Origin of the sequence: Gulosibacter sediminis (assembly GCF_014904065.1) — a bacterium.
Taxonomy (GTDB): Bacteria; Actinomycetota; Actinomycetes; order Actinomycetales; family Microbacteriaceae; genus Gulosibacter; species Gulosibacter sediminis.
On sequence record NZ_JACXJG010000024.1, the window covers coordinates 51302 to 59626 of the forward strand.

6 protein-coding genes and 2 pseudogenes are annotated in these 8325 nt (G+C 63.5%); 6 read left to right on the top strand and 2 right to left on the bottom strand.

Features of this window, described 5'->3' with window-relative positions; translation table 11 throughout:
• A partial coding sequence (locus tag ID132_RS11660; protein WP_193128683.1) for an endonuclease/exonuclease/phosphatase family protein occupies window positions 1-1029 on the bottom strand: 1029 nt, incomplete at its 3' end.
• Window positions 1030-1093: 64 nt separating this feature from the next.
• Between ID132_RS11660 and ID132_RS11665 the strand changes: the two genes are divergently transcribed.
• Entirely contained in the window at window positions 1094-1975 is an 882-nt protein-coding gene (locus tag ID132_RS11665) for a PHP domain-containing protein (RefSeq protein WP_193128684.1), read from the top strand.
• A gap of 2 nt (window positions 1976-1977) precedes the next feature.
• Here the strand turns inward: ID132_RS11665 and ID132_RS11670 are convergent.
• Window positions 1978-3398, bottom strand: a pseudogene (locus tag ID132_RS11670) (DEAD/DEAH box helicase).
• Window positions 3399-3526: 128 nt separating this feature from the next.
• Here ID132_RS11670 and ID132_RS11675 point away from each other — a divergent pair.
• The 5 genes and pseudogenes from ID132_RS11675 to ID132_RS11695 form a co-directional block, all read left to right on the top strand.
• Window positions 3527-4171, top strand: coding sequence for a hypothetical protein (locus ID132_RS11675; protein ID WP_125106162.1), 645 nt, complete (start codon window positions 3527-3529; stop codon window positions 4169-4171).
• The gene (glsA, locus tag ID132_RS11680) at window positions 4168-5379 is read left to right on the top strand and encodes a glutaminase A (RefSeq protein WP_193128685.1); all 1212 of its coding nucleotides are present in this window, start codon (window positions 4168-4170) and stop codon (window positions 5377-5379) included. The genes ID132_RS11675 and glsA overlap by 4 nt, the downstream gene beginning before the upstream one ends.
• Window positions 5380-5514: 135 nt before the next feature.
• Window positions 5515-6210, top strand: coding sequence for an IclR family transcriptional regulator (locus ID132_RS15360; protein WP_413229375.1), 696 nt, complete (start codon window positions 5515-5517; stop codon window positions 6208-6210).
• Complete coding sequence (hutG, locus tag ID132_RS11690; protein ID WP_193128687.1) at window positions 6210-7154, top strand: formimidoylglutamase; 945 nt, start codon at window positions 6210-6212, stop codon at window positions 7152-7154. The genes ID132_RS15360 and hutG overlap by 1 nt, the downstream gene beginning before the upstream one ends.
• Before the next feature lie 14 nt (window positions 7155-7168).
• Window positions 7169-8325 (top strand): annotated as a pseudogene (locus ID132_RS11695) (sodium/glutamate symporter); the annotation flags it as partial.

An 8325-nucleotide genomic window follows, 5' to 3' on the forward strand; every position in this document is an offset into this window, starting at 1 on the left:
GGCGGGGGAGAGTTCGGCGAAGACGGGGCGGTGGTCCGAGCCAGCGCGATCGGCCGAGGTGATGACCTCGAAGCCAGTGACCTCCCACTGCGACGTCGACATGACATGGTCGATTGCTGGCACGAGCATGGGCGGGCGACCACTTGTCCAGGTACCGGAGGAGGCAGCACCCGCAGCCTGGGCCGCGTCGTAACACGCGCCGAGGGCAGCGCCGTCGGTCGTGCCAAGGCCCCACAGGTGGTCAAGCGTCGCATTGAGATCACCGGCAAGAATCGTGTTGCCGTCGCAGACCGTTGAGAGCCACTCGAGGTCGGAACGCCACAGATCCATGTACTGGGGCGTCGGGGCTATTGGATGAGCGGCGATGAACCGCGGGCCGTCGCCGCTCACCGGCTCGGCGATTACGGTGGCGAGCGCCGACGTGTCACCGAGGTCGGAGTTGATTTGATACTCGCCGAGATCTGACGAAATCAGGATTGTCGTCTCGGCTGCGGCATACCCAGGTGCGCCGCTGTTCGAGAGCACCCACATCGGGCTGCCCTGCTCCGACATAATGCCGGCGATCTCGACGCCCATGTCCTCGGTCGTCTCGGGCAGCACGACGACATCGGCCTCGCGTTCGAGGGCGAGCTGTGCGATCGTCGGCGAGCCGGGTTCGTTGCCGAGCGTGTTCCAACTCAGTACCTTGATCGACCCCTCGGCATTGCTCGCTGGCACATTCGTCGCAAGGCCGCGTACGAGATAGATACCGCTGCCGACAACGAGGACCAGCGTCAGCACCACGGCGGTCGCGCCGAACAGCGCCCGCGACTGGCGCGAAATCAGCAGCAGAATCAGCACGAGAATCAACGCCGCGCCGAGGCAGAGCAGCCCAACCAGCCGGAATGAGATGAGCTGCGTAAAGGGCAGAGTCCGCTGGAGGCCAAATAGCTGTGGCCAGATCAGCACAACGCCGCAGATGAGCACCACAACAGCGAGCAGGCCGCCGCTGATGCCCCACGCCGGCGAGATTCGTTTGCGTTTCGACATGACCGCTCAAGGGTACCTGGGCAGGCTGCCGAAAGCGCCGCCTGAACTCGGCCTACCATGAAGCATGACCGCGCGCGCCTTCGATCCAGCCAAACCGATCGACCTGCACCTGCACTCGAACGAGTCCGACGGCACCGAATCGCCGGCGCAGGTCGTGCAGGCGGCCGCGGATGCGGGGCTCGGCACAATCGCGCTCACCGATCACGACACCATGGTGGGCTGGGATGAGGCGGGGGCGGCCGCGCGCCAGCTCGGCCTGGCGCTGATCCCTGGAATCGAGTTCTCGACGCAGATCGAACTCGCTTCCGTGCACATTCTGGGTTACCTGCTCGACCGGCACGATCAGCACCTCGTCGCCGAACTCGACCGCATCCGCAACGATCGCGTGACGCGGGCCGAGCGGATGGTCGAGGCGATCGGCCGCGACTTCCCGCTGAAGTGGGATGACGTGCTCGCGGAGGCGCAGGAGGGCGCGACGATCGGTCGCCCCCATATCGCCGATGCGCTGGCCCGCAAGGGCCTCGTCGCCGACCGGAACGAGGCGTTCGCGTCGATCCTTCACTGGCGCGGCGGCTACTTTCAGCCCCACCGGGCCCCGCATCCCACGCACGCCATCGAGCTCATCCACGAGGCCGGCGGCGTCGCGGTGCTCGCGCACGGCGGGAGCCGCGGGCGTCGAGCGATGAGCGACGGCAACTTCCCGAAGCTTGTCGCGGCTGGGCTCGATGGCGTCGAGATCGGCCACCGCGAGAACGACGAGCTGGCCCGCTCACTCCTGCGCGGCTACGCCCGCAAACATGACCTCATCGTGACCGGTTCGAGCGACTATCACGGCGCCGGAAAACCGAACCAGCTCGGTGAGAACACTACGGATCCCGTCGAGCTGGAACGGATTATTGCGCGGGCCACCGGCACGAAGCCGGTCGTGCCGCATCGCGAGCGCTAGCGCTACTCGGCGCTGGCCTCGGTCGGTGCCGAGCCCTCGCCCGAGCCACCGCGACGCCGGCGACGACGCGGGCGCGGCGCGCGCGACGGCTCGCCGCCCTCCGATGCCGAGGTGCCCTCGGCGGGCGACTCGGCGGTCGCACTCTCGGCGCCGCCATCGGTCGTGCGCTTGCGGCTTCGCGAGCGCGAGCGCGACGAGCGGCTCGCCTCCTTCGGCGGCGCGTCGTTGCCCCGGGTGGAAGCGCCGGGCAGGCGGCCCTTCGTGCCCTCGGGAATGTCGAGTTCCTCGAACAGATGGGGGCTCGACGAGTAGGTCTCGCGCGGGTCCTCTTCGCCGAGCTCGAGCGCCTTCGAGATGAGCGACCAGCGGTGCAGGTCGTCCCAGTCCACGAACGTCACAGCGATGCCCGAGTGGCCGGCGCGGCCGGTGCGGCCGACGCGGTGCAGGTACGCCTTCTCGTCTTCGGGGATCGTGTGATTGATCACGTGCGTGACCTCTTCGACGTCGATGCCGCGCGCGGCAACGTCGNGGCAATGAGCACGTCCTTCTTGTCACCCTTGAACGACGCCATCGAGCGCTCACGCTGCTCCTGGTTCATGTCGCCGTGCACCGCGGCGGCCGAGAACCCGCGGTCGCGGAGCTCTTCGAGGAGCTTGGCGGCAGCGCGCTTCGTGCGCATGAAGATGACAGTCTTGCCGCGGCCGGTGGCCTGCAGGATGCGCGCGATCAGCTCATCCTTGTCGAGCGGGTGGGCGCGGTAGACGATGTGGCGGATGTTCTTCTGCAGCACGCCCTCGTCGGGGTCGGTGACGCGAATGTGCACCGGCTGCGTCATAAAGCGGCGCGCGAGGTTGAGGATCGGGCCGGGCATCGTTGCCGAGAAGAGCATGGTGTGGCGCACCTGCGGCACGGCCGCGAAGATCTTTTCGATGTCGGGCAGGAAGCCGAGGTCGAGCATCTTGTCGGCCTCGTCAAGGACGATCTCGCGCACATTCTTCAGCGAGATGATGCGCTGGTTCATGAGGTCGATGAGGCGACCGGGCGTGGCGACGATGACCTGCGCGCCGTCCTTAATCTGGTCGATCTGCCCCTCGTAGGCCTTACCGCCATAGATCGGCACGACGACGGTGCCGCGCTTCGCGGCCGCGCGGTCGAGGTCTTCAAAGACCTGCATCGCGAGCTCACGCGTCGGCGCGACGACGAGCGCCTGCACGCCGGGCTCGGGGTTCTCGCCCAGTCGCTGGAGCAGGGGCAGACCGAAGCCGAGGGTCTTGCCCGTACCGGTCTTTGCCTGACCGATGATGTCCTGGCCCTTGAGCGCCAGGGGAATGGTCTGTTCCTGGATGGGGAACGCTTCTTCAATGCCGTGTTCGGCGAGTGTCGCGGCGAGATCGGGCGCGACTCCGAGTTCAGAAAACTTCACAAATAGCCCTTATTCAGGTGGATCATGGGCGCCCGAATTCTCCAGGGCGCACGGGTGCGGTCGACAGCACCGCTGTCCACCCTACTCTGGGCAGCCATTTCGCATCCGGCTCGTGAGAAGATGACGCGGTGAGTAGTGAAGACGCAGAGAAGTCCTCGGCTACCGAGGCGAACCCGTTTGCCGAGCTCGCACCGGAGCCCCAGCTGCTGCGCGACGTCGCTGCCAGCACCCTGCGCCGCACCCGGCTTTCGCTCGACGACCTTGAGCGCGAGCTGGCCCGCACGCCGGAGGCCGACGCGATCCCGCGCATCCGCGACCTCGTGCGCGCCGACGAGGGCACCGAGCCCGACGCGGTCACCAAGCTCCTCGACGACCTCTGGGCGCGGGTGAGCGGTCGCACCGCATACGAGCAGCTGCTCTCGCTCTTTCTCGTGAACGGCATCGTGCAGGATGCGGTGCTCGGCTTCGGCGCGCTCCACACGCCCGTCGTGGAGTTCGGCGACGAGCTCGACTGGTCGGCCTGGCAGGACGAGATCGTGGCGACGCTGCAGGCCCTGTTTGAGCGCGATATTCACATCGACGATCGGCTCGCGATGTGGGGCCGCCGCACCGCCGGCGACGGGGTCGTGTGGACCCGCCAGTTCGCGGGCATTGCGCCCGGCAAGAGCGCCGACACGGTCGTGGAGGGCGCCGAAGCGGGGGCCGAGGCCTTCGCCGGCGAGCTGCTCGCGAACCACTCGCGCCGCATGAATCGGCTGAAGCTCGCGGCATGAAATCCCCGCTGCTCGACTACCTGAAAGAGGCCATGCTCGAATGCCACGACGGTGGCGAGGTGGCCAACTACATCCCCGAGCTCGCGAACGTCGACCCCGACCAGTTCGGTGTCGCGCTCTGCACGCCCGAGGGCATGCAGTACGACGCGGGGGATGCTGCGGTCGAGTTCTCGATTCAGTCCGCCTCGAAGCCGTTCGCGTACGCCCTCGCGCTCGAGACGCGCGGCGCGGCGGGCGTCGAGGAGCACGTGAACGTCGAGCCGAGCGGTGACCCCTTCTACTCGGCGAGCGTCGACGAAACGACCGGGCGGCCCGACAACCCGATGATCAACATCGGCGCGATCACGACCTACGCGCTCACGGCGCCGGACGACTGGACGCCAGCGGAGCGCTTCGAGCACGTGCGCGCGGGCCTGTCGGCCTTCGCCGGGCGCGACCTCGAGGTCGACGGCGACGTCTATCACTCCGAGATCGCGACGGCGTACCGAAACACGTCGCTCGCGTACCTCGTGCGCTCGACCGGGCACTTCGAGCTCGAGTCGAGCGAGGTCGTCGCCGGGTACACGCGCCAGTGCGCGATCCGCGTCACGGCGCGCGACCTCGCCGTCATGGGCATGACCCTCGGCCTGGGCGGGGTGAACCCGATCACCGGGCACCGCGTCGTCAGCGAGGGCACCGCGCAGCGCGTGCTCTCGGTCATGAGTACCTGTGGCATGTACAACGCCTCGGGCGACTGGATGACCGACGTCGGGATCCCCGCGAAGTCGGGCGTCGGTGGAGGGATCTTCGGCGTCCTGCCCGGCCAGGTCGCCGTGGCGACGTTCTCGCCGCGCCTCGACACGTTCGGTAACTCGGTGCGCGGCGTCGCGCTGTTCGAGCGGCTGAGCCAGGAGATGGGCATGCACCTCATGGGTGTGCCACCGGCGAGCGATGCCGCGGTGCACACCTTCACGCGTGACGACGAGGGGACCGAACCGCGGTTCCTGCTCGTCCTGCAGGGCCCGCTGCGGTTCTCGCAGTCCGAGCGCGTGCTGCGCGCGTTCGAGGAGATCCCGGATGGCCGCGTGCCCGTGCACCTCGACCTCGCCCGGGTCACCTCGGGCGACCGCGTCGCCCTCCGGATGATCAACGAGGGCATCCGCCGACTCTCACTCGACGGACACCCCGTGCAGGTCGACGACCCGAAGGACGTCCTCCGCCGCGCCTAAAATTCTCATTTAGTGAGAAATTCGTGTTGTCGAGACTCGCGGGATGCAGTTCTATAGCGTGACAGCGCTGGAAATTGGATTGCAAAGGGGCGGCTAGGCGTGGTTGATGGCGACGAACGACTTATCGCTCGACTGATGCGGTTTTTGCAATGTCTGGCAGATCGTCCAACGGTGACAGTTGAAGAAATTAGCCAACAATGCGGAGTCCCGGTAAGTACGGGATACCGCCTCATTCGAATGCTTGTCGACTCGGGTTTTGCGCAGCGCGTTTCGCCAGGGCGATACAGCGCGGGCGCCGTATCGGTCAAACTTGCGCAGCGATATCGGGACCAGGCACTCACTACGGGCGCAATAACTGGGTCGCTTCGGCGCCTCTCGGAGCAGTCGGGAGAATTTGCCGCTTACATGGTTCCTCACGACGACGAAATCCTCTGCGTGGATGCTGCTGAGTCACCTCGCTACGCCCTTCGGTGTTGCTACACTCTCGGGGCATCTCAGCCATTGCTTCGAGGCGCGACTGCAACTGCAATTCTCTCGCATATGTCTAGCACTCGCCGAACTCAGATCTTTTCGCGCCATGGCCTAGACCGAAAGCAATCGCAAGAAATTGAGGACTCCTGCCGGACCGCGGAACGCGTCGGATATGCAATCAGTGCGGGAGTGCTAGATGAAGGCGTGTGGGGTGTGAGCGCGCCAGTGGTTGACGGCAGAGAAGTACTCCAAGGCGTCGTGACGCTAATGGCCCCAGTGCCGCGAGTTACAGACCGGAAGCAGCACTACATCAGGCTCGTCCTCGAGACGAGCCAGGCATTGAGCGGAGGGAATAAGTAATGAAGAGAGCACCCAGCGGGTGGAGTGGCCGAAACGACGGGGAAGGTGCCGAACACCTGCGTTGGCACAACGCAATTCGACCGTGGCCTGACATTCCTGGCGAGAGTGGCACAGTGCTTTTGGGATTTAGCAGCGATGAAGGTGTGCGAAGGAACCTCGGTCGGCCAGGTGCTCGAAAGGCTCCCGACGCACTTCGATGGGCATTGTCTTCAATGGCGATCCATAACTCCGGTCCGCTGTACGACGCCGGAGATATCTGTGTGGAGGGAGAAGAACTCGAGAATGGACAATTGGAGTTTGGTGATATGTTGGCGCAAATACTCGCCGCTGGCAACTTCACAGTCGGTCTCGGCGGTGGGCACGAGATCACCTACGCTAGCTACCTCGGATTCAAGAAGGCATCACTAAACACTCAATCTGAACGGTGGGGAATCATCAACTTGGATGCCCATTTCGACAATCGGCAAGCAGATCGTGCCAGTTCTGGAACTGGATTCTTTCAGATCCACGAGGATGCATTGCGGGATGCCATCGACATCAAATACCTAACGCTAGGGATTTCTTCGCCGTCAAACACACAGATTCTCTTCGAGCGTGCGAATGAGATAGGTATCGACTACGTGACCGACGAGCAACTAAATCGGCACGGTGCGAGCTTGGGGGAGCGGGTAGTTGGTGACTTCCTTGAACAGATTGACCATCTCTATCTGACCGTTGACATCGACGTACTCCCGGCATCGGTTGCTCCCGGAGTAAGTGCTCCGGCAGCGTATGGAGTGCCACTCGAAGTTGTGCGTGCATGCATTTTGAATATCGCCGAATCGTCCAAGTTGCGACATGCAGATTTTGCCGAACTCAACCCTGAGTTCGATATCGACCAGCGAACTGCGCGCACCGCAGCGCGCCTCATTCATGATCTAGTTACCACTCGGAGTGAAATTTGAACCTGCAAATTGATATGGTGCAGACTACTGCACTCACGCTCATCCTCTTGTTGCTCGGCGAGGCGGCTAGACGTCGCATCGGGTTTCTACAGAGATTCTCGTTTCCGGCACCCGTGATCGGCGGGTTCCTATTCGCCCTGGTGGTATTCGCCCTACGCCAGACGGGTGTTGCCGAAGTCGAGTTCGACACTGCCTTGCAGACACCTGCCATGATTGCTTTCTTCACAACCATCGGCCTGGCGGGAAGCTTCGCTGTGCTGAAAAGGGTGGCAGGTTGCTCCTCGGCTACCTCATCGCCTGTTGGACATTGGCGATTCTGCAAAATTTGATCGGGATCGGGATGGCCAACGTTGTGGGCGTGGACCCCATGCTTGGCATCATGGCTGGCTCAGTCAGTCTTGAGGGTGGCCTTGGTGCAGCTGCGGCGTTCGGGCCGACTGCTGAAGAGATGGGTACCACTGGGGCAACAGCTGTTGCGTTGGCATCGGCAACCTTTGGCCTGGTGGCTGGCAGCCTCCTCGGTGGACCCACGGCTGGGTGGCTCGTGAACCGCCACAAGATTAGGATCCCAACAGAAGCCGAAGCCCGAGTGGGTGCGCTCGTCGCTGCGAGCGGTTCGGGCTATGGCACGGCTTCGAGCGGTACTTCAGAAGACAATGTCGCGGCTGAGAGACAGGGAGTCAACTACCAATCGATGCTCGTGGCGGCCGTTGTCATCGGCGCAATCATGGTCGTTGGAATTCTCCTTGGTACATGGTTGTCGGAGATTACCGGTTTTTCACTTCCGGCGTATGTGGGTGCCATGTTGATCGCCGTGATATTCCGAAATCTAAATGACAAGTTCAATCTGGTGAAATTGGATGATCAGGCAGTCGACCTCATCTCGCAGTTCACGCTTGGATTCTTCCTAACGATGGCGATGATGAGCCTGAAGATTTGGGAACTCGCGGCCCTTGCGCTGCCGCTGGTCGCAGTTCTTTTAGTGCAGGTTGCTTTTATCCTCGTATTTGCTACCCAGATTGTTTTCAGAATGATGGGTAAGAACTATGATGCTGCCACTATGGTCGCTGGCCTAATTGGGCACGGTTTGGGGGCAACTCCAAACGCTCTTGCGAATATGGATGCGTTCAATGCTCGATTCGGCGTTAAATGGCTCTTCGCAGTTGAGGGT